The sequence below is a fragment of the Microbacterium sp. 22215 genome, assembly GCF_052045655.1.
In the GTDB taxonomy this organism is placed as follows: Bacteria; Actinomycetota; Actinomycetes; order Actinomycetales; family Microbacteriaceae; genus Microbacterium; species Microbacterium phyllosphaerae.
Map to the genome: position 1 here is coordinate 159,373 of NZ_JBQEPC010000004.1, position 19,719 is coordinate 179,091.

Sequence of the window (19,719 nt, forward strand, 5' to 3'; positions counted from 1 at the left end):
GGACACCATGAAGAAGAAGATCCGCGCAGCAGCGCTGTTGGGAGCGGTCGCTCTCGTCGCCACCGGATGCTCCGCAGGCGGGGGCGGAGGCGACGCCTCGGCCGAAGCCACCGGCCCGATCGACATCTGGCTGTCGAACAACGAGCAGGAGGTCGCCTGGGGAACGGCCGTAGTCGAGGCCTGGAACGCCGAACACCCCGACGAGAAGGTCAACGCCCAGGAGATCCCGGCCGGCTCGTCGTCGGAGGAGGCCATCACCGCGGCGATCACCGCCGGCACCGCGCCGTGCCTGGTCTACAACGTCGCCCCGGCAGCCGTTTCCGGATGGGTCAAGCAGGGCGGGCTCGTCGACCTGAGCACGATGAAGGGCGGCAGCGACTACATCACCGAACGCGGCGGCGACGTCGATCCATATGCGACCGACGGCAGCTTCTACCAGTTGCCGTGGAAGTCGAACCCGGTCATGGTCATGTACAACAAGGCCCTCTTCGAGGCCGCGGGCATCGACCCCGAGGATCCGCAGATGGCGACGTACGACGACTTCCTCGCCGGCTCGCGGGCGATCGTCGACTCCGGTGTGCAGAGCGCGATCTGGCCGGCGCCGACGAGCGAGTTCTACCAGCCATGGTTCGACTTCTATCCGCTGTACCTCGCGGAGACCGATGGCACCATGCTCGTCGAAGACGGCAAGACGACGGTCGACTCGGATGCCGGCCGCGAGGTCGCCGAGTTCTGGAAGACGTTCTACGACGAGAAGCTCTCGCCGAACGAGGCATCGACGGACGACGCCATGTCCGCAGGCACCACCGCCATGCAACTGGCCGGCCCGTGGGCCATCCCGTCGTACGCCGACACCGTCGACGTCGGGTTCATGCCCGTGCCGACGAGCGACGGCCGAGACAACCCGACCACGTTCGCCGACTCGAAGAGCGTCTCGATGTTCACCGCGTGCGAGAACCAGGGCACGGCCTGGGAGTTCCTGAAGTTCTCCACGAGTGTCGAGAGCGACGGACAGCTGCTCGAGGCCACGGGCCAGATGCCGATGCGCACCGACCTCACCGGGACATATGCCGACTACTTCGACGCGAACCCGAACTATGTGGCGTTCGCCGAGCAGGCCGAGGCGACCGCCGATGTGCCCAGCATCCCGAACTCCGTCGAGGCCTGGCAGGCGTTCCGTGACGAGTACTCCGCGGCCGTGATCTTCGGCAAGGAGTCGATCGACGACTTCCTGAAGACCGCCACCACGAAGATCGACGACCTCGTCGCCGAGTGACGAGCCGACCATGACGCTCCGAGACGACGCGGTCGCGGACGTGGCCGGGGGCACTGCACCCCCCGTCCCGTCCGCGGGTCGGTCACCGAGGGCGCGGTGGCGCACCCGCTGGTTGGGTGCGCAGCCGATCGGCGGGCTCTTCGCCCTGCCGTACTTCGTGTTCGTGATCGCGATCTTCGCGTATCCGCTCGCGTTCGCCGTCTACATCGCCTTCCACGACTACTTCTTCACCGCACCGAACGTCGAGGTCGAGCGCCCCTTCGTGGGCTTCGACAACTTCGTCACGGTGCTCACCGACCCGCGAGTGCTGGGCTCATTCCGCAACACCCTGATCTTCCTCGTCATCAACGTGCCGCTCACCGCCGTGCTCTCGCTCGTGCTCGCCGCGGCGCTGAACACGGGCATCCGCTGGGTCGCCGCATATCGTGTGGCGTTCTACGTGCCGTACCTCACCGCGAGCGTCTCGCTCGTCGGCGTGTGGATGCTGCTCTTCTCGGGCAACGGACTGATCAACACGATCCTCGGGCCGCTCGCCCCCGACCCGTCCTGGCTCGTCAACAGCGGTCTCGCCATGCCGATGATCGCCCTGTACGTGACGTGGAAACAGCTCGGCTTCTACATCCTGCTGTACCTGGCAGCGCTCCAGAACGTTCCCAAGGAGCTCTACGAGTCGGCCGAGACTGACGGCGCCGGTGCATTCTCGCGCTTCTGGAACGTGACGATCCCGGGAGTGCGGAACGCGACGACCCTCGTGCTGATCCTGTCGATCATCACCGGAGCCAACCTCTTCACCGAGCCGTACCTGCTCACGAACGGCGGCGGGCCGGACGGTGCATCGTCGACCCCGGTGCTTCTCATCTACCAGCTGGGCATCCAGCAGCAGAACCCCGACACCGCGGCAGCCATCGGCATGATCCTCGTGATCCTCGTCGGGATGCTGTCGCTCGCCGCCAACCGCGCAACCAGGGAGCGATGACCATGAGACGCAAGCGTTCACTCCCCCGCATCCTGAGTCTGATCCTGCTCACGGTCGCGGCCATCGGATTCGCCTTCCCGTTCTACTTCATGCTGGTCGGCGCGTTCCAGGAGAACCCGACGAACTCGCCGAACGAGCTCTTCCCGACCAGCGGATGGACGGTCGACAACTTCATCGCGATCGACTCCCGCATCGATCTGGTCAGCTCGCTCGCGAACTCGCTGATCTTCACCGCGGGGGTGCTGCTCGGAACAGTCGTGTTCGGCCTGCTCGCCGGCTACGCGATCGCCCGTCTCGACTTCCGCGGCCGCGGCGTGATCTGGGTGCTCATGCTGCTCGTGCAGATGGTGCCGTTCCAGCTGCTGATGATCCCGCTCTACGTGCAGATCACCCGCAGTTACGGCCTCGGCGATTCGTATCTGGGCATGATCCTGCCGTTCCTCATCAACACGACCGCGGTGTTCATCTTCGTGCAGTTCTTCAAAGCGCTGCCCGTCGAGATCTTCGAGGCGGCGCGCATCGACGGGGCCGGCGAGATCCGCCTGCTGACGTCGGTCGCGATCCCCCTGATCAAGCCGGTGCTGGTGACCGTCGTGCTCGTCACCTTCATCGGTCCGTGGAACGAGTTCCTCTGGCCGTTCCTCATTACCAAGGACTCGTCGCTGCAGCCCCTCGCCGTGTCGCTGGCGAACTACATCTCCAACGTCGCGCAGTCCACGGCGAACCCCAACGGCGCGATCCTCGCCGGTGCGACAGCGCTGGCGTTCCCCGTCGTGATCCTGTTCGTCGTCTTCCAGCGATTCTTCACCGCCACCGACCTCGGCGCAGCCGTCAAGGGCTGACCGCCTCCCTCGAAAGGACCCCATGTTCACCGGAGCATCCTTCCCCCTCGGCCCGTTCACCCCCTACGACGGCAACCCGATCCTGCGTCCGAAGGGCGACAGCTGGGAGTCGGCCAACCTCTACAACCCCGCCGCACTCGTCGACGGCGACGAGGTCGTGCTGCTGTACCGCGCACACGCCGACGACATCGTGTCGCACATCGGGATCGCTCGATCGCGCGACGGCGTGACCTTCACCCGCGAGGACGAGCCGATCCTCTCCCCGTCCGAGGACTACGAGCGCTACGGATGCGAGGACCCCCGCATCGCCCTGATCGACGACACCTACTACCTCACCTACACGGGGTGGGATCGCCGCAGTGCGCAGCTCTGCCTGGCGACGTCCACCGACCTGCGGACCTGGACCAAGCACGGGCCGCTGTTCGAGGACTTCGACACCTTCAAGACCATGGATCCCCGCGGGTTCAACTGGTCGAAGGCCGGGGTCATCGTGCCGCAGAAGATGCACGGCAAGTGGTGGATGTACTTCGGCGAGGGGGGCATCTACTGGGCGACCAGTGATGACCTCATCCACTGGACACCCGGCACCGCCGACACCGAGCCGATGTACTCGCCGACCCCGGGCACGTGGGACGAGGCGCTCGTCGAGATCGGCACGTCGCCCGTGCTGGCCGACAACGGACTGCTCGTGATGCTGACGAACGGCGCGACGCGCACGGTCAACGACGACGGCTCGGTCGACGTCGACTACCGCTGCGGACAGATCGCCATCGACCCCGACGAGCCGACGAAGGTGATCGCCCGGCTGCAGGAGCCGTGGCTGCGCCCGCAGACGTTCGAGGACATGCACGGCCTGGTGTCGAACGTGACGTTCGTCGAGGGGCTCGTGAAGTTCCAGGAGAAGTGGTTCGCCTACTACGGGCAGTCCGATACGACGCTGGCCGTCGCCATCCACGACCCGGCTCAGCCCTGGGGTCGCGCCCTCCGAGACACAACCGAGGAATGAGACCATGTCGCTCTCACGACGGACCTTCCTGACCGCTGCGGCCGCCAGCTCGGCGCTCGCGCTGCTGCCCCTGGATGCACACACGGCGAACGCCTCGGCATCCTCCGGCATTCGTCCCTGGGGCTCTGCCGCACCGCTGGGGGCGGCCTCACGCGGTGCGCGGCTCACCAACCTCGCGCACCTGCGCTTCCTGCTCGCCGAGGTGCCGGTCGTCGCGAGCGCGACGCACACCACCTTCGGCATCGACACCTCGCCGCGCGTGCTCGCCCCGTGGACCTACGCAGACACCGACGGCGCCGGCGGGTATCGCCCGGTGGGCGGCGGGACGAAGGACCCGACCACGGGGTACTGGTCGCAGGGCGCGTACAACGCGGATGACATCGCCCGCGCCGCCGTGGTGTTCGTGCGCGACTGGAGGGCGACCGGTGATGCTCGGAGCCGCGATGACGCTCGAGACGTGCTGCGGTCGCTGGCGTTCCTACAGACGACGAGCGGGGCGAACGCGGGTCGCGTGGTGCTCTGGCAGCAGGAGGACGGCACCCTCACTCCCAGCGCGATCCCCGTCGAGCTGCCCGATCCGTCGGATTCGGCCGAGTCGTACTGGCTGGCGCGCACGGTGTGGGCGTTCGGCGAGGGGTATGCGGCGTTCCGTCGCGTGGACCGGGAGTTCGCCGCCTTCCTTCTCAGCCGACTCCACCTCGCTCTGGACGCCCTCGGCAGCGAATCGCTCTCGCGCGCCGGACAGTGGGTGCGCAGCGATGGTCGACGGCTGCCCGCCTGGCTCATCGCCGGTGGAGCGGATGCCACGGCCGAGGCCATGCTCGGCCTCGCGGCTGCGACGGAGGCCGGGGACGCACGAAGCCGTCGGGCACTGCAGACGTACGGCGAGGGCGTCGCCGCGATGTCCTCCGATCCTGCGAGGGGTTGGCCGTTCGGCGCGGTGCTGCCCTGGACCGGTTCCCTCGGGTTCTGGCACGCATGGGGCGCGGCTGCGCCCGAAGCGCTCGGCCGCGCGGGCGCTCTGCTCCGACGTCGGGAGTGGACAGCCTCGGCTGTCGCCGATGCGGGGACGTTCACGCCGCAGGTACTCGCCTCGGGAGGCCCGCACAACGCGTGGGCACCGCTGCCCGCCGAGGCGCAGATCGCCTACGGTGCTCATGGCCGCGTCGCCGGTGCGGTGCAGGCCGCAGCGGTCGGGGGTGAGGGACTGCGCGTGCTCGCCGGGCTGGCCGCTGGATGGTTCTTCGGGGCGAACACTGCCGGCATTCCGGTCTACGACCCCGCCACGGGTGTGACCTTCGACGGGGTCGAGACCGACGGGCGGGTGAATCGAAACTCCGGTGCGGAGTCGACGATCCACGGACTCCTCACAATGCTGCTCCTCGACGCGAATCGCGACATCGCACGCATCGCGACGTCGATCACCGGGCTGCGGTCGTTCGCAGGGCTGCGAGTGATCGATGCCGAGAACGCGCGACTGTCGGCGGGATGCGAGGTCGTGCGCCCCGAGAGCGGTGCGTGGACCGGCGAAGGCAATCTGTCAGGCGGCGCCTACGTGCGCGTGCCCCGCGGCGAATCGGTCGAGTTCGACGTGACCGAATCCGGCGGCATCCTGCACGGGCTGATCTGGCGACAGAGGGCAGATGCCGGAGACGCCGTGTGGGAGGTGTTCCGAGGTCGGAAGCGCCTGTGGAGCACCCGAACCCCCGCGGGAGGAACCGGAGATCGCGGGCTCACCGAGGCCGACGGGATGCTGGTGCCCCAGCCTCTGGGCGGCGGCCTGCCCACCGACACGGTGACCGTGCGCTGCACGAGCCGCGGTGACGTCCGGCTCGACGCCCTCGTGATCCAGCCGGCGGTCGCCTCGGCGGTCTACGCGACGACGACCGGCGCTGCCGTGCTGTACGCCGACAGCACGCTCAAGGACCAGCGCGTCGCTCCCCTCGCCGCCGGATCGGGTCGCTCGTACGACGCCGACGGTGCGTCTCGGGGTCAGGCCGTGCAGGGTGGGAAGGTGCGCGTGCGCGGAGGCGGGTTCACGATCACCCGGGCCTGACTTCGAATCGCGCACTTTGCAATCGGTGGGGGTGCATTTCTGCAAAGTGCGCGATTCGAAGATCGGGCGGCTCGTCGGACTACGGTTGCGGTGTGCCTGCGCTCCCCGAGTACGACCCCCTGCCCGACCGCCCTGCGCCCGACAATCCCTCGGGAAAGCTCGTCCTCCTGCGCCACGGAGAGACGGAATGGTCGAAGGCGGGACTGCATACAGGGCTCACCGACATCCCTCTCACGGCCCGAGGCGAGGATCTCGCCCGCGGTGCAGGACAGCTGGTCGCCGACTACGACTTCTCGCTCGTGCTCTCCTCGCCTCTCGAACGAGCTCGGCGCACGGCCGAGCTCGCCGGCCTGCACGCCGAGGTCGATCCGCTTCTCGTCGAATGGGACTACGGCGGATACGAGGGTCGCACGACGAAGGACATCCGCGAGGAGCTCGGCTATGACTGGAGCGCCTTCACCCACGGTGTGATCCGCGGCGCCACACCCGGCGAGACCGTCGAAGAAGTCGCCGCACGCGCATCACGCGTGCTCACTCGGGTCCTGCCGGCGCTGGCCGAGGGCGACGTGGCGCTGGTCGCGCACGGGCACTTCCTCCGCATCCTCACCGCGGTCTACCTGCGACTCGCCCCTCGCTTCGGTGCGCAGATCACGCTGGATGCCGGCTCGGTGTCGGTGCTGAGCTTCTACCGCGAACAGCCCGCGATCCTGACCTGGAACTACGGCCTCGAGCTGCCTCTCGCGCCGTCGGAATCCTGACGCCGACGGATCGGGGTTCAGCCCATTCGCTGCAGCGACAGGGCATAGATCGTGGGCGCGCCCTCAAGGTCCATCGCGATCCGCATCCCGGTGGCCGTCGTGGTGATCTCGAATGCGATCGTCTCGTTCTCGCAGACGATCGGCTCGACAGAGGGCTCCTCGTCGAGGCCGCCGGCCGTCAGCGTGATGACGCCGTCGCCTCGGCAGGCGAGCTGCGACTGATAGGCGCCTGCCTCCTGAGACTTCAGGTCCGTCGTGTGATGCGCCGACGTGTTCTCGCTCAGCCACCCCGAGAGGATCGGGCTGGTCCCCTCGGCATCGGATCCGGGAACCGCCGTCTCGGCCCATTCCCGGATCTCGTCGACCGGAATCGGGAGCAGGGCTTCGTCGGCGTCCGCCGCATCCGTGCTGACGGTGGGCGCGGGTGTCGAGGCCGATGGAGACGGCGATCCGGTAGCTGAACCCGAGGGCTCCGCCGTGCATCCGGCGAGCGCCGCGCCCGCCACCAGGATCAGTCCGATCGTCGTCGCTCGTCTCGTAGCCATCCCTCCACGCTACGTGTCTGCACGGACCATGCCACCGCCTCCGCCGACACGCCGATCTTTTGAATAACTAAAAACAGCAGGTACAGTCGAGGCATGGACACCGACCTCGACTCCGCGCTTCGCGATGCGGGACTGCGGGCGACCGCGGGCCGTGTCGCTGTGCTCGAGGTGATGGAATCCATGGCCCATACGGATGCGGAGCGGGTCTACCGTGCCGTGTCCGCCGTGCTTCCGACCACGTCGATCCAGTCGGTGCACAACATCCTCGCGGACCTGACGACGGCGGGCCTACTCCGCCGGATCGAACCGGCAGGCTCCGCGGCGCTCTACGAACGGCGCATCGGCGACAACCACCACCACGTCGTCTGCACCCAGTGCGGTGCGATCGGCGATGTGGACTGCGTCGTCGGCGAAGCGCCGTGTCTCACCCCGTCTTCGGCGGGGGGATTCACCGTCCGAACAGCCGAAGTCACCTTCTGGGGCCTGTGCCCCAGCTGCCAGAACGCCGCGCAGTAGCATCCGTCGTCCGCTCCCGGTCCACCGGGGTATTCGGCGTACCTGCGCGCAGAAGGAGAACACCATGACCGACCCATCGATCACGCCCGCCACCACGACCCAGACGGGAACCCCCGTCGCCAGCGACGCGCACTCGCTCACCGTCGGAGCCGACGGTCCCACCGTTCTCCACGACCGCTACCTGGTCGAGAAACTCGCATCGTTCAACCGCGAGCGCGTGCCGGAGCGGAACCCTCACGCCAAGGGCGGCGGAGCATTCGGAACGTTCACCGTGACCGAGGACGTCTCGGCCTACACGCGCGCGGCGGCCTTCCAGCCCGGAGCGGTCAGCGAGACACTGCTGCGCTTCTCGTCGGTCGCCGGCGAGCAGGGATCCCCCGACACCTGGCGCGACGTGCGCGGCTTCGCGCTGCGCTTCTACACGCCCGAGGGCAACCTCGACATCGTCGGCAACAACACTCCGACCTTCTTCCTTCGCGACGCCATGAAGTTCCCCGACTTCATCCACTCGCAGAAGCGTCTCGGCGACTCGGGTCTGCGCGACGCCGACATGCAGTGGGACTTCTGGACCCTCTCCCCCGAGTCCGCCCACCAGGTCACCTACCTCATGGGCGACCGCGGCCTGCCGCGCAGCTGGCGCCACATGAACGGCTACGGATCGCACACCTACCAGTGGATCAACGCCGCCGGAGAGCGCTTCTGGGTGCAGTACCACTTCCTGTCGAAGCAGGGTGTCGAGGCGATGAGCGCCGAAGAGGCCGAGAAGCTCGCAGGATCGGATGCCGACTACTACCGTCGCGACCTGTTCGATGCGATCGCGAGCGGTGACGCCCCCTCATGGGACGTCTACGTGCAGATCATGCCGTACGACGAGGGCAAGACGTACCGCTTCAACCCGTTCGACCTGACGAAGACCTGGTCGAAGAAGGACTACCCGCGCATCAAGGTCGGCACGTTCACGCTCGACCGCAACCCGCAGAACTTCTTCGCCGAGATCGAGCAGGCCGCCTTCTCGCCCGGCAACCAGGTGCCCGGCACCGGCATCTCGCCCGACAAGATGCTGATGGCTCGTGCGTTCGCCTACGCGGATGCTCAGCGCTACCGCATCGGCGCGAACTACAACCAGCTGCCGGTCAACCAGCCGCATGCCGCGGAGACCCGCAACTACATGCACGAGGGCCAGATGCAGTACAAGTTCAACCCGGCCGAGCACCGCGTATACACGCCGAACTCGTACGGCGCGGCCGGCGGCCCGACCGCCGACCCGGCGGCGGGTGTCGAGGCGAGCTGGGAGTCGGACGGCGAGCTGATGCGCTCCGCCGCGACGCTGCACCTCGATGACGACGATTTCGGCCAGGCAGGCACGCTGTACCGCACGGTCTTCGACGACGAGCAGCGCGCCCGCTTCCTCGAGACGCTGACCGGTCAGGGCCAGGGGATCACGATCGACGCGATCCGCGAGCGCTTCTTCCAGTACTGGACGAACGTGGACGCCTCGCTCGGCGACGCCCTGCGCGCTCGCTTCTGAGTCGCATCCGCTGATCTGCGTGGGCATTCCGCTTCGCGGTGGCTCTGAGCCCGGCTGAAAACAGGACGAACGCTCGAGATCAGGACGAATCCTTCCGGATTCTCCTGATGTCGGGCGTTCTTCCTGTTTCGGGATGCGGGCCGCCGCGAGCAATGCACGCTCAGCGCAGGAGGACAATGGATGCCGTGGCTGTTCCTCTCTCCGACCTGACCCAGATGCCCGAACCCCAGCAGGTGCATGCCGCAGACGGCACTCGCCTCGCGACGTACACGTGGGGCGAGTTCGACGCCCCGGTGGTCGTGATCGTGCACGGATTCGCGTCCAGCGCCCGCGACACCTGGGTGCTCACCGGGTGGGTGCGCGAACTCACGAAGGCCGGCTACCGGGTGCTCGCCCTCGACCAGCGGGGCCATGGACGCAGTGAGAAGCCGCATCAGCCCGACGCCTACGGCATCCGCACCCTGGCCACCGATGTCGAGACGGTCATGGACACGTACCTCGTCGACGAAGCCCTCTATGTCGGGTATTCGCTGGGTGCCCGGGTCGGCTGGGAGGTCGTGCGCGATCTGCCGCACCGCATCGGACGCGCCGTGCTCGGAGGGGTTCCCGACGGCATCCCGCTCGCCCGCCTCGATCTCGATCAGGTGCGCGCGTATCTGGCAGACGGCACACCCGTGTCGGATGCGACGACGCAGAACTACATCACCCTGACCGAGCGCGTGCCCGGCAACGACCTCGGCGCGCTCGTCGCGCTGGCCGAGGGGATGCGGTCGTCACGGACGATCGATCCCGATCCGTCGAACGCGCCCGCGAGCCCGATCCTGTTCGCCACGGGGTCGAAGGATGCGATCATCGAGGGCTCCCGTGCCCTGGCGTCGGCTGCACCTCAGGGGCAGTTCTTCGAGATCCCCGATCGCAATCACTTCAACGCGCCGGGATCCCGTGCCTTCAAAGAAGCCGCGCTGACGTTCCTCGCCGAGCCCTGAGACCCGACGAGGAACGGTCACGGTCAGACCGTCGCGTTCTCTTCGCGCTTCGGCAGCACCCATCCCGCGCGCGGGAAGTGGCAGGTGTAGCCGTTCGGGTACTTGATCAGGTAGTCCTGGTGCTCCTCTTCGGCCTGCCAGAACGGGCCGACGGGCTCGATCGTCGTGACGGCCTTGGCCGGCCACAGCCCCGAGGCGTCGACGTCGGCGATCGTGTCGCGTGCGACGGTCTCCTGCTCGGGCGTGAGCGGGAAGATCGCCGAGCGGTAGCTCGAGCCGATGTCGTTGCCCTGACGGTCCTTGGTCGACGGGTCGTGGATCTGGAAGAAGAACGCCAGGATGTCGCGATACGTCGTCTTCGTGGGATCGAAGACGATCTCCACAGCCTCGGCGTGACCCGGGTGGTTGCGGTAGGTCGCGTGGTCGTTGCTGCCGCCGGTGTAGCCGACACGGGTGTCGAGCACGCCGGGCTGGCGGCGGATGAGGTCTTCCATGCCCCAGAAGCAGCCGCCGGCGAGAACGGCGGTCTCGGTCCCGGGGGTGCGGGTGATGGTTCCGGTGTCGGTCATGAGTTCTCCTCAGAGTTCGGGGTGGCGGTGTCGGCGTCCTGGCCGGCGAAGAGGTGACGGTAGCGACCGTACCCCTCATCTTCCAGGCTGTCAGCCGGGATGAAGCGGAGGGCGGCGGAGTTCATGCAGTAGCGGAGCCCGCCGGCGTTGCGGGGTCCGTCGTCGAAGACGTGCCCGAGGTGGCTGTCGGCTCCGCTGGATCGCGCCTCGGTGCGCTTCATCCACAGCGTACGGTCGGTGCGGGTGGTCACCGCGTCGGCCTCGATCGGCTTCGTGAAGCTGGGCCATCCGGTTCCGCTGTCGAACTTGTCGGTCGACGCGAACAACGGCTGTCCCGAGACGACGTCGACGTAGATGCCGTCGTCGTGGTTGTTCCAGTACGCGTTGCGGAAGGGCGGCTCGGTGGCATCCTCCTGCGTGACCTCGTACTGCAGATGCGTGAGGTCGCTGACGGCCTCGGGGGTCTTGCTGTACTCGTTCGACATGATCTGACTCCTTGTCCGACGCGGCTGGCTGCAGCGTCATAGAGAAGAACCAGCGGCAGCCCGGATTTGGTCCCACGGGACTGTGAGCGGGCTGTGAGTTTTCGCCGAGCCGATAGAGTTGCTCCCCGATATACACACAGGGGAGACGCATATGTCTGTTGGACTGCTCGCGGTCGTCGATGACATTCTCAGCGCCGCGATGAAGGCGTCTGCCAAGGCTGCGGGCGTCGTGATCGATGACGCCGCCGTGACCCCGCAGTATGTGCAGGGCATCACTCCTGCACGCGAGCTGCCGGTGGTGGCGAAGATCGCCGTCGGTTCTCTGGCGAACAAGTTCGTCATCATCATCCCGATCGCCCTGCTGCTCACCGCCTTCGCGCCCTGGGTGCTTCCGTACCTCCTCATCCTCGGTGGCGCGTACCTGTGCTTCGAGGGTGCCGAGAAGGTGCTCGAGTGGTTCGGTGTGCAGCACGGCCACGCCGACGAGAGCGATCGGAACGAGAACAAGCTCGTCTGGGGTGCGGTGCGCACCGACCTGATCCTGTCGACGGAGATCATGCTGATCTCGCTCGCCAACCTCGAGGCCGGCCTCGACATCTGGACCACCCTCGCGATCCTCGCGGTGATCGCCCTGATCATGACCGGCGTCGTCTATGGCGCGGTGGCCCTGCTCGTGAAGATCGACGACATCGGGCTGAAGATGGCGAAGAACCCCTCGCAGCGCGTGCGCCACACCGGCACCCGGATCGTGCGCTCGATGCCCGCCGTCTTCCGCTTCATCAGCATCCTCGGCACCGTCGCGATGCTGTGGGTCGGTGGACACCTGCTGCTCGTGAACCTCGGTGAGGTCGGTGTGCATTTCGGAGCGGACATCCTGCACGGGATCGAGCACTTCCTCGAGCCGGCCGGTGGCGTCATCGTCTGGATCGGCGACACCCTGTTCTCGGCCATCGCCGGACTGATCGCCGGCTTGATCATCGTCGGCGTCATCCTCGGAATCGGTCGCCTGCTCGGCAAGAAGCCGAACTTCCACGAGGGCGAGGAATCCCCCGCGGACGTGCGCGTCTGATCCTCCACTCTAAAGATCCCACGTCGGATCACCGCCCTCAGGCAGCGATGTCATACCGGGCCCTCCCGCCGAGGCGGGGAGTCCTTGCCGGATCCACGTGCGGCGGTGGGATGAGCCACACTCGCGCCGCGACACCGATCCCTTCGATGCGGATGTCCCACCCGTTGTCATGGATGCGGTGGTGACAGGACTCGCACAGCAGAACTCCGTTGTTCAGGTCGGTCGGCCCGGTATCGCGCTGCCACCATCTCAGGTGATGCGCCTTCGTCATCTGCGGCGGGAGGCTGCACATCGCGCATCCGCCATCCCGCTCGACGAGCGCCAGTCGCTGCGCTCGCGTGAACAGACGCTTCTCGCGGCCCCAATCGAGGATCTCTCCCTCAGCCCCGAGTACCACCGGGATGATCCCGCCACCCGCAGCCATTCGGCGGCAGGTGGTGATGCTGACGGGCTGGTCGCTGCCGTCGATCGCCGCCGCGCCCAGCCCTGCGGTGAGGTCGTCGAGGTTCACGCGCACCACCACCGTCGCTCCGGTCGCAGGCATACCACCGTTGTCGCAGGCGATCGCGTGCTCGCAGATGGCCGCGAGCGCGTCGGCCTGGATCATCGCGACCGTACGATGGTCTGCGTCGGGCGCACCCGGGTCGGGTGCCGTGATCCGCGCCTGGAAGGTCGCCGACACGTAGGCCTGTATCGCCGCCTTGATGGGGGCGCTCGCGGCGATGTCGGTCTGCAGGTTCAGGTGGAAGGACCCATCGCGCTCGAACATGACGAGCGACCGACGATCGCGCGCCTCTCGCTCTTTCGGGGCCACCCCGTCGGGGTCGAGCCAGGACTCGGTGCGGGCGACGAGAGTGCGGACGTCGTCGAGCGTCATCCCGACGGCGCGCTCGACGAGCAGGCGCTCGGCCTCTTCGACCCGCACTGTTCCGACCTTCAGGCGCACGCGTTCGAGCAGCGCGACGATGACCGCAGCGGCGGCTACGGATATCTCCCCCGCAGCGAGCGCCGTCGCCAGCGCGGGGTACTTCGCCGGCAGCGCCTCGCCCAGCAGGTTGGTGCGCGGCGCTACCGCCTGACCGACCGTTATCAGTCGCTTCGCGTCTCCGTGCGCCCCGCCGGTCGTCGCGGCGATCATCACCGCCGCGCTCCGGTACCCCTGCTGCTTCGCCAGCCCCTCGGGTCCGAGCTCCGGTCGTGATTCGTGAGCGATCGCGGCGGCGAGTTCGGCGTGGAGCCCGTCGAGACACCGTTGCATCTCGCCGACCGCACGATGCGCACCGAGCAGTTCGCCCCGAGAAAGATCGACGCCCCTCTCCGCATCCGCCCACGCATCGCTGAGGCGCTCGATGGCCTCGAGCAGCGGTGACAGGCGCGGGTTCGACATATGCCCAGTTTAGAAGATATGTTCGAATCTCTGTCGGTATGCCGACATGCGATCAACGGCGGTTTCTCACCCCGCGTACATGGTCCTCGCTACGCAGCCATTCATCGAACGTGATCTCCCCCTGCAGAGCATCGATCCCGCCCCGCAACGATCCCGACGCGAGACCCCTCCCGTACGCACCGGGCAACCGCACCCCGAGCAACCGCCGGCGCACCCCGTCGAACGCCAACTGTCGTCGGGCGACGTCCACCAGAACCTCGTCGCGCGGCCCGACGAGATCGCGCGCCCGCCCGATCGCACCGGCCTCGGCCACCCGCACCAGGTGCGCCCCCACTTCGCGCGCCGCCACCGGGCGCATGAGCAGCTTCGGCATGACCGCGACCGGCCCCGACATCCCCGAGAGCAGTTGCCCCGCGAACTCGTGGAACTGCGCGGCCCTCGCGATCGTGAACGGCACCGCCCCGGCAGCCACCGCCCGCTCCTGCGCGAGCTTGCCCGCGTAGTAGGAGGCGTCGATCCCGTCGATCCCCACGATCGACAGCGCGACATGATGCCCGACTCCCGACCTCTCCCCTGCGGCGAGCAGATTGCGGGTGGCCGTCTCGAAGAACGTGACCGCCTTCGCCGCCGACAGCGTGGTCGTGTTCGTCACGTCGATGACGGCATCCACACCCTGCAGCGCCTCATCGAGACCGACACCGGTCACCACGTCGGCGCCGGTCGCACGCGAGAGCGCGACGACGTCGTGGCCCGCGGCCCGCGCGGCCTCGACAGTGTGCCTGCCGACCACACCCGTTCCTCCTGCAACAGCGACCCTCATCCCGCTCCCTCTCTGCTCCGACAGCGCGCGTGCGCACCCAGCGTGCTCCCGCTGCACTCCGTCTGCAAATGATGACGAGACACCGACAGCAAGTGTGAGGCTCACACCCGGACGTTCTGCATCGTCATATCCTGCGAAGGCACCCGCGCACGCGCGACACCCCGAAGGAGAACCCATGGACGACGAGCTCGACGACGTCTTCCGCGAACGACGGCGCCTGCTCGCGCTCGGCTACCGGATGACGGGAACGCTGGCGGATGCCGAGGATGTCGTGCAGGAGACGTACCTGCGCTGGTACAGGCTCACCGAGGCCGAGCGCGATGCAATCGCGAATCCTGCGGGCTGGCTCACGACCGTCGCAGGACGCGTCGCCCTCGACCTTCTCGGCTCGGCCCGGCGCCGGCGCGAGCAGTACGTCGGCCCGTGGCTGCCTGAGCCTGTTCCGGCCGAGCTGTTCGCCGGAGCGATCGGGTCGCGCACGGCATCGAGGTCGGAGGATCCCCTCGATCGAATCACCCTCGACGACGACGTCTCCACCGCGCTGCTCGTCGTGCTCGAGGCGATGACACCCGCCGAGCGCGTCGCCTTCGTGCTGCATGACGTCTTCGCCGTGCCGTTCGACGAGATCGCCGAGGCCGTGGGCCGCTCCTCCGCCGCAGTGCGCCAGCTCGCGGCATCCGCTCGTCGACACGTCCGCGAGAGTCGCGCCACCGCCGTGCCGCGCGCCGAGCACGATCGCGTGGTGCGCGCGTTCCAGGAGGCGGCGAACTCGGGTGAGATCGCACCACTGCTGCGCTATCTGGCCCCCGATGTCGAACTGCGCAGCGATGGCGGCGGCGTGGTCAGCGCCGCCCGCAACGTCGTGAGCGGCGCCGACAATGTCGCGCGCTTCCTGCTGGGCATCGCCGCCAAGCGCCCCACCATGGTGATGGAGCAGCAGCAGTTCGGCGACGGCCTCGGCTTCGTGTTCCGGGAAGACGGCGAGGTCGTCTCGGTCATGAACGTGCACGTCGACTCCGGCGCGATCACGCAGATGTGGATCGTTCTCAACCCCGCCAAGCTCTCGTACTGGCTGCGCGACTGAACCCACTCGAAGACGTTCGCGTCACGGCCTCGCGGGGGCGTCCACCGAGACGGATCCCGCGACGACGGATCCAGCGGCGACGGCGTCCGCGGCGATCTCGACGAGTCGCTGATCGCTCTTCTCCTCGTGCGCCGTGATCGTGACGACCGCATCCGCCGCATCGTCGATGAAGACGTACTGCCCGTATCGCCCGTCAAGCCGCCAGCCCTCGCGCGGCCCGCGCCACGCGGCGAGTCCGTAGGAGGAGTAGAGGCCCCGTGCCCCCGAGGCGACCCAGTCGGAATGCATCCGGTCGACCCACCGCTCGCTCACGATGCGTTCATCCCCGAAGCGCCCTCGATCCCGCAGCACGCGGCCGATCCGAGCCAGCTCCTCCGTGCGCAGTTCGAGCCCGCTTCCGCCCACGATCCATCCGAGCGGACATCTCGACCACTGCGGGTTGTGGATGCCGAGCGGCTGGAAGAGCCGGGGCATCAACCAGTCCCGCACATCGCCGACGACTGCGCCGAGCATCCTCATGGCGACGTAGGTGCTGGCATCCGAGTACTGGAAGTGCTCGCCAGGACCTCGGCTCGGACGAGCGAGCATCTCGTGGGCGAGGTCGGGCCAGGGCACCTCCTGGTCTCCGAACCACTCGAAGTCGATTCCGCTCGTCATCGAGAGGAGATGCTCCAGCGTCACCGCTTCGCCGCCTGCACCGGGCGCGGGCACGTACAGCACGTCGCAGGCTCTGCTGTCGAGTGCCAGGATGCCCTCGTCGATGGCGATGCCTGCGGCGAGCGCGCTCACCCCTTTCGACACCGAGTACAGGTTCACCCGATCGTCGCTGCGCCATCGATGCTGGGCTGACTCCTGCCCGATGAGCACATGAAGCCCGTAGGCGCCCAACTGCTCCTCGTCGATCGCGCGGACGATGCGGTCGCGGACGGTTTCAGCGAGAGACATGTCGCCAGTCTCCCGCATCCCCCACCCCTGCGTCCTGCTACCGTCGTCCCGTGCGCACCCGAGCGCAGATGCAGGAGACCCGATGAGCGATCACCAGATCAGGGATGCCGACACCGCCGATGTCGAGGCCATCACGGCCATCCACAACGATGCGGTGCTGAACACCACCGCGATCTGGAACGAAGAGGCGGTCACGGTCGAGGACCGCACCGCCTGGCTCGCGGAGCGCACCGCCCGCGGATACCCGGTGCTCGTCGCCGTCGACGCATCCGGAGTGCTCGGATACGCGACGTTCGGCGACTGGCGCCCGCACAGCGGCTACCGCCACACGGTCGAGCACTCGGTCTACGTGCGCGACGGTCAGCGCGGCCGAGGCATCGGCAAGGCGCTCATGATCGAGCTCATCCACCGGGCCCGCGCACTCGGCAAGCACGTCATGGTCGCGGCGATCGAGAGCAGCAACACCGGCTCGATCATCATGCACAAGCGCCTCGACTTCATGCAGGTCGGACGCATGCCGCAGGTCGGCGCCAAGTTCGACCGCTGGCTCGACCTCACGTTCCTGCAGCTGGTGCTCGACGAGCGTCCCTTCCCCGACGAGATCCGATGAACGCCCTGCTCTGGCTGGCCGACGCCTTCAACTCGCAGTGGGTGCTTCCGGGCGGTCAGGTGCTGCTGGTGCGTGAGGTGGTCGGCAACGTCTTCGGCCTCGCCAGCGCACTCGGCGGCATGCAGCGCAAGATCTGGGCGTGGCCGGTCGGCATCGTCGGCAACCTGCTGTTGCTCACGGTCTTCCTCGGCTCCATCCTGAACCCCGACCACGAGCTGCCGCATCTGCTCGGCCAGGCCGGCCGCCAGGTCATGTTCATCGTCGTGGCGATCTACGGCTGGGTGCGCTGGCGGCAGGCCTCGTCGAACGGCGGCCGTGTGACGCCGCGATGGGCACCGAACAGCGCCCGCATCGGCCTGGTGCTGGTCATGGTGATCGGCACGATCGCCCTCACTCCCCTCTTCCGTGCGCTCGGCTCGTGGGAGCCCGTCTGGGCGGATGCGTGGACCTTCGTCGGATCGCTGCTCGCCACCTACGGCATGGCCAAGGGCTGGACGGAGTTCTGGCTCATCTGGATCGCGGTCGATGTGGTCGGCGTGCCGCTGCTGTTCAGCTCGGGCTTCTACGCCACCGGGCTCATGTACGTGTTCTACGGCGTCTTCACCGCAGTCGGCTTCGTCGTCTGGTGCCGCGCGCAGGCGAACGCGAAACCCCAGGTCGAGACGATCATGCCCGATCCTCGGCCGATCACCTCCACGGTGAAGACCGTCGACGGCGATCACCACTGACCCTTTCGAGTAGCGCACTTTGCAGTTCAGACCGGGTCGACACTGCAAAGTGAGCGATTCGAACGACAGGGAGGCCACCGACGATTGTGTCGGCGCATGTCGCGGAGGGTGGCCGCGCGGCCGATCGGCGGGTTTGCTTGACCGCATGAGCCGCCAGATCCGCTTCAACGCCTTCGACATGAACTGCGTCGCCCACCAGTCGTCCGGTCTGTGGCGGCATCCTGACGACCGCTCGCGCCAGTACAACACCATCTCGTACTGGACCGACCTCGCGAAGCTTCTCGAGAGCGCGACCTTCGACGGCATCTTCATCGCCGACGTCCTCGGCACCTACGACGTGTACGGCGGCACGAACGAGGCAGCGATCCGCAACGGCGCGCAGGTGCCGGTGAACGACCCGATCCTGCTCGTGAGCGCCATGGCCGCGGTCACCGAACATCTCGGCTTCGGCATCACGGCGGGCACCGCGTTCGAGCATCCGTATCCGTTCGCCCGCCGACTGAGCACGCTCGACCACCTGACCAACGGACGCGTCGGATGGAACGTCGTGACCGGATACCTCCCCAGCGCCGCCCGCAACATGGGTCAGCACGACCAGCTCGCTCACGACGACCGCTACGACCACGCCGACGAGTACGTCGAGGTGCTCTACAAGCTGTGGGAGGGCTCGTGGGAAGACGACGCGGTCGTCGAAGACCGCGAGCGCGGCATCTTCACCGACCCGGCAAAGGTGCACCCGATCGGCCATGAGGGCAAGCACTTCAGCGTTCCCGGCATCCACATCTCCGAGCCGTCGCCACAGCGCACCCCGGTCATCTACCAGGCGGGAGCAAGCCCTCGCGGCGTGCGCTTCGCCTCGGAGAACGCCGAGGCGATCTTTGTCGCCGCCCCGTCGAAGGAGGTGCTCGCCGGCACCGTGAAGCGCATCCGCGACGCGCTGGAGGATGCCGGTCGCGACCGCTACGACGCGAAGATCTACACGCTGCTGACCGTGATCACCGGGGCGACGAGCGAGGATGCCGCGGCGAAGCACGCCGAGTACCTGTCGTACGCGAGCCCCGAGGGCGCGCTGACGTTCATGTCGGGATGGATGGGCGTCGACCTGTCGCAGTACGCGGAGGACGAGCCCGTGGGCAACGTCGAGTCGAACGCGATCCAGTCGGTGCTGCAGCACCTGAAGGAGGAGGCCGACCTCGGACGCGAGTGGACCGTCGGCGACTTCGGCCGCCACAACGCGATCGGCGGCCTCGGTCCGACCATCGTCGGATCGGGAGTCGAGATCGCCGACGAGCTGCAGTCGTGGATCGAGGAGACCGACATCGACGGCTTCAACCTCGCCTACGCGGTGACCCCCGGCACGTGGCAGGACGTCATCGAGCACGTCATCCCGGTGCTGCGTGAGCGCGGCGTCTACCCCGCGGAGTACGCGCCGGGCACGCTCCGCAACAAGCTGCAGGGCAAGGGCGACCGCGTGCAGGACACGCATCGTGCCGCGCGCTACCGCGTGGGGGCGAAGGCTCCCGTCGCCTGAGC

The 19,719-nt window shown here is 67.8% G+C and carries 20 protein-coding genes; 14 read left to right on the top strand and 6 right to left on the bottom strand.

What is annotated here, in order from left to right; all coding sequences use genetic code 11:
• Window positions 1-7 precede the first annotated feature (7 nt).
• From ACTJKH_RS08645 to ACTJKH_RS08670, 6 genes are all read left to right on the top strand, one after another.
• Window positions 8-1,276, top strand: a complete 1,269-nt coding sequence (locus ACTJKH_RS08645) for an extracellular solute-binding protein (RefSeq protein ID WP_440736562.1) — start codon at window positions 8-10, stop codon at window positions 1,274-1,276.
• A 10-nt stretch (window positions 1,277-1,286) separates the two neighbouring features.
• Window positions 1,287-2,252: a carbohydrate ABC transporter permease gene (locus ACTJKH_RS08650; RefSeq protein ID WP_440736563.1), complete on the top strand. Its 966-nt coding sequence runs from the start codon at window positions 1,287-1,289 to the stop codon at window positions 2,250-2,252.
• Between the two features lie 2 nt (window positions 2,253-2,254).
• Window positions 2,255-3,094 (top strand): carbohydrate ABC transporter permease, encoded by an 840-nt coding sequence (locus tag ACTJKH_RS08655; protein ID WP_440736564.1) that lies wholly within the window; start codon window positions 2,255-2,257, stop codon window positions 3,092-3,094.
• A 22-nt stretch (window positions 3,095-3,116) separates the two neighbouring features.
• The gene (locus ACTJKH_RS08660; RefSeq protein WP_440736565.1) at window positions 3,117-4,100 is read left to right on the top strand and encodes a glycoside hydrolase family 130 protein; all 984 of its coding nucleotides are present in this window, start codon (window positions 3,117-3,119) and stop codon (window positions 4,098-4,100) included.
• Window positions 4,101-4,104: 4 nt separating this feature from the next.
• Window positions 4,105-6,156: a hypothetical protein gene (locus ACTJKH_RS08665; RefSeq protein ID WP_440736566.1), complete on the top strand. Its 2,052-nt coding sequence runs from the start codon at window positions 4,105-4,107 to the stop codon at window positions 6,154-6,156.
• Window positions 6,157-6,248: 92 nt separating this feature from the next.
• A complete protein-coding gene (locus tag ACTJKH_RS08670) occupies window positions 6,249-6,914 on the top strand; it encodes a histidine phosphatase family protein (RefSeq protein ID WP_307803508.1) in 666 nt (221 codons plus the stop codon).
• A gap of 17 nt (window positions 6,915-6,931) precedes the next feature.
• Here the strand turns inward: ACTJKH_RS08670 and ACTJKH_RS08675 are convergent, their stop codons facing one another.
• A complete protein-coding gene (locus ACTJKH_RS08675; RefSeq protein WP_440736567.1) occupies window positions 6,932-7,459 on the bottom strand; it encodes a hypothetical protein in 528 nt (175 codons plus the stop codon).
• 93 nt (window positions 7,460-7,552) lie between these two features.
• Between ACTJKH_RS08675 and ACTJKH_RS08680 the strand changes: the two genes are divergently transcribed.
• The 3 genes from ACTJKH_RS08680 to ACTJKH_RS08690 all read left to right on the top strand — a co-directional run bounded on the left by ACTJKH_RS08680 (window position 7,553) and on the right by ACTJKH_RS08690 (window position 10,489).
• Entirely contained in the window at window positions 7,553-7,975 is a 423-nt protein-coding gene (locus tag ACTJKH_RS08680; RefSeq protein ID WP_440736568.1) for a Fur family transcriptional regulator, read from the top strand.
• A 64-nt stretch (window positions 7,976-8,039) separates the two neighbouring features.
• A complete protein-coding gene (locus tag ACTJKH_RS08685; RefSeq protein ID WP_440736569.1) occupies window positions 8,040-9,503 on the top strand; it encodes a catalase in 1,464 nt (487 codons plus the stop codon).
• A 176-nt stretch (window positions 9,504-9,679) separates the two neighbouring features.
• Window positions 9,680-10,489: an alpha/beta fold hydrolase gene (locus tag ACTJKH_RS08690; RefSeq protein WP_440736570.1), complete on the top strand. Its 810-nt coding sequence runs from the start codon at window positions 9,680-9,682 to the stop codon at window positions 10,487-10,489.
• Window positions 10,490-10,512: 23 nt separating this feature from the next.
• On the opposite strand, the gene msrA is transcribed toward ACTJKH_RS08690, so the two are convergent.
• Window positions 10,513-11,058, bottom strand: coding sequence for a peptide-methionine (S)-S-oxide reductase MsrA (msrA, locus tag ACTJKH_RS08695; protein ID WP_259161341.1), 546 nt, complete (start codon window positions 11,056-11,058; stop codon window positions 10,513-10,515).
• Complete coding sequence (gene msrB, locus ACTJKH_RS08700) at window positions 11,055-11,543, bottom strand: peptide-methionine (R)-S-oxide reductase MsrB (RefSeq protein WP_440736571.1); 489 nt, start codon at window positions 11,541-11,543, stop codon at window positions 11,055-11,057. Before msrB ends, msrA begins: the two co-directional genes overlap by 4 nt.
• Before the next feature lie 151 nt (window positions 11,544-11,694).
• On the opposite strand from msrB, the gene ACTJKH_RS08705 reads away from it, so the two are divergent.
• A complete protein-coding gene (locus ACTJKH_RS08705; RefSeq protein ID WP_440736572.1) occupies window positions 11,695-12,612 on the top strand; it encodes a DUF808 domain-containing protein in 918 nt (305 codons plus the stop codon).
• A gap of 37 nt (window positions 12,613-12,649) precedes the next feature.
• Here the strand turns inward: ACTJKH_RS08705 and ACTJKH_RS08710 are convergent, their stop codons facing one another.
• Both ACTJKH_RS08710 and ACTJKH_RS08715 read right to left on the bottom strand, forming a co-directional pair.
• Complete coding sequence (locus tag ACTJKH_RS08710) at window positions 12,650-13,999, bottom strand: DUF222 domain-containing protein (protein WP_440736573.1); 1,350 nt, start codon at window positions 13,997-13,999, stop codon at window positions 12,650-12,652.
• 52 nt (window positions 14,000-14,051) lie between these two features.
• Window positions 14,052-14,819, bottom strand: a complete 768-nt coding sequence (locus ACTJKH_RS08715; protein ID WP_440736574.1) for an SDR family oxidoreductase — start codon at window positions 14,817-14,819, stop codon at window positions 14,052-14,054.
• A 175-nt stretch (window positions 14,820-14,994) separates the two neighbouring features.
• Between ACTJKH_RS08715 and sigJ the strand changes: the two genes are divergently transcribed.
• On the top strand, window positions 14,995-15,903 hold the full coding sequence (gene sigJ, locus ACTJKH_RS08720; protein WP_440736575.1) for an RNA polymerase sigma factor SigJ: 909 nt from the start codon (window positions 14,995-14,997) through the stop codon (window positions 15,901-15,903).
• Between the two features lie 21 nt (window positions 15,904-15,924).
• On the opposite strand, the gene ACTJKH_RS08725 is transcribed toward sigJ, so the two are convergent.
• Complete coding sequence (locus ACTJKH_RS08725; protein WP_440736576.1) at window positions 15,925-16,848, bottom strand: serine hydrolase domain-containing protein; 924 nt, start codon at window positions 16,846-16,848, stop codon at window positions 15,925-15,927.
• A gap of 82 nt (window positions 16,849-16,930) precedes the next feature.
• Between ACTJKH_RS08725 and ACTJKH_RS08730 the strand changes: the two genes are divergently transcribed.
• The 3 genes from ACTJKH_RS08730 (at window position 16,931) to ACTJKH_RS08740 (ending at window position 19,717) form a co-directional block, all read left to right on the top strand.
• A complete protein-coding gene (locus ACTJKH_RS08730) occupies window positions 16,931-17,458 on the top strand; it encodes an N-acetyltransferase family protein (protein WP_440736577.1) in 528 nt (175 codons plus the stop codon).
• Window positions 17,455-18,186 carry a nicotinamide riboside transporter PnuC gene (pnuC, locus tag ACTJKH_RS08735; RefSeq protein ID WP_210096378.1) on the top strand — a complete coding sequence of 244 codons (732 nt, stop codon included), beginning with the start codon at window positions 17,455-17,457 and terminating at the stop codon, window positions 18,184-18,186. Before ACTJKH_RS08730 ends, pnuC begins: the two co-directional genes overlap by 4 nt.
• A 145-nt stretch (window positions 18,187-18,331) precedes the next feature.
• Complete coding sequence (locus tag ACTJKH_RS08740) at window positions 18,332-19,717, top strand: LLM class flavin-dependent oxidoreductase (protein ID WP_440736578.1); 1,386 nt, start codon at window positions 18,332-18,334, stop codon at window positions 19,715-19,717.
• The last annotated feature ends 2 nt before the right edge of the window (window positions 19,718-19,719 follow it).